The 1,535-nt window shown below is 75.3% G+C and carries 2 protein-coding genes; both read left to right on the plus strand.

Going from position 1 to position 1,535, the window contains the following annotated elements; genetic code table 11:
• Nucleotides 1–538, plus strand: a 538-nt coding sequence (locus G4D87_RS37655) for an exonuclease SbcCD subunit D C-terminal domain-containing protein (protein WP_205507886.1), incomplete at its 5' end; no start/stop codon positions are given.
• A partial coding sequence (locus tag G4D87_RS37660) for an AAA family ATPase (RefSeq protein WP_163787576.1) occupies nucleotides 535–1,535 on the plus strand: 1,001 nt, incomplete at its 3' end. The genes G4D87_RS37655 and G4D87_RS37660, both read left to right, overlap by 4 nt.

The raw sequence follows: 1,535 nt of genomic DNA on the forward strand, positions 1-1,535 counted from the left end.
GGGCGGGCGCGAGGGGGTGCGCTACAGCGGCTCGCCGTTGCCCCTGTCGCTGTCGGAGGCGGGCTACCGGCATCAGGTGCTGCTGGTGGAGCTGGAAGGCGACGCGCTGGGCCAGGTGCAAGCCCTGCCCGTGCCCCGGACCACGGACATGGTGCGCGTGCCTCCGCGGGACGCGGCGCCCCTGGACGCGGTGCTGACGCAACTGGAGGGCCTGCCGGCGCATGACGCGGACGCGCTGGAGTGGCGGCGGCCCTACCTGGAGGTGTGCGTGTCGTTGCCCCGGCCGGAGCCCGCGCTGCGCCAGAAGGTGGAGAAGGTGCTGGAGGGGAAGGCGGCGCGGCTGGTGAAGCTGACGCCCGCCTATACCGGGACAGGAGGCGCGCTCGCGGAGGTGCAGCCGGGCCTCTCCCTGAAGGAGCGCACGCCCGAGGACGTCTTCCGCGCGCGCTACGCCCGTGACTTCGAGGAGCCCCCCGCGCCGGCGCTGCTGGAGGCCTTCCATACGTTGCTGACCGACGTGCAGGAGGAGTCGCCGTGAAGGTGCTCGCGATTCGCGGCTCCAACCTGACGAGCTTCGCGGGGGACTTCGCGCTGGAGCTGGACCAGCCGCCGTTGGACCGGCTGGGCCTGTTCGCGATTACCGGCGCCACGGGCGCGGGCAAGAGCACGTTGCTGGATGCCTTGTGCCTGGCGCTGTTCGACCGCACGCCCCGGCTGGGGGGGCGCGGCGGCGCGCCGGTGGGGCGCGCGGACGAGGACGAGGACGCGCGGCTGTCCGCCTACGACGTGCGCGGCATGCTGCGTCGGGGCGCGGGCGAGGGCTACGCGGAGGTGGACTTCCTGGGCAAGGACGGGCGGCGCTACCGGGCGCGCTGGTCCGTGTGGCGCGCGCGCAACCGCGCGGAGGGGCGCTTCCGGCCCCAGGAGATGCAGTTGATGGACGTGGCCACCGGGCAGCTCTCGGGCCGCACCAAGGGCGAGGTGCTGGCCGCCATCCAGGAGCGGCTGGGGTTGTCGTTCGACCAGTTCCGCCGCTCGGCGCTGCTGGCGCAGGGCGAGTTCGCGGCCTTCCTCAAGGCGGATGCCAGCGAGCGCGCGGAGCTGCTGGAGCGGATGACGGGCACGGAGGTGTACAGCCGGCTGTCCATGGCCGCGCATGAGAAGAACAAGGCGGAGCAGGAGTCGCTGGCGAAGCGGGCGCAGGGCCTGGCGGCGATTGCCCTGATGCCAGAGGTGGAGCGCGCGGCGGCGGAGGCGGCGCTCGGGGAGGAGTCCCGGGCGCGTCAGGCGGTGGAGGCGCTGCTCGAGGCCGCGCAAGCCGCGGCGGCGTGGCATGTCGCGCGGGCGGGGCTGCGGGAGGCGGAGCACGCGGCGGAGGCGAAGGCGCAGGCGGCCAGGGCGGCCCTGGAGGAGGCGGCGCCGCGCGCGGCTCGGCTGGAGGAGGTTCGCCAGGCGGAGTCCTTCCGGGGGCCCGTGGCGGCGGTGGAGGCCGCGGAGCGCCGGTGGGCGGAGGCGGAGGCGGCGCAGGTGGCGCG

This window comes from Myxococcus vastator (genome assembly GCF_010894475.1).
Taxonomy (GTDB): domain Bacteria; phylum Myxococcota; class Myxococcia; order Myxococcales; family Myxococcaceae; genus Myxococcus; species Myxococcus vastator.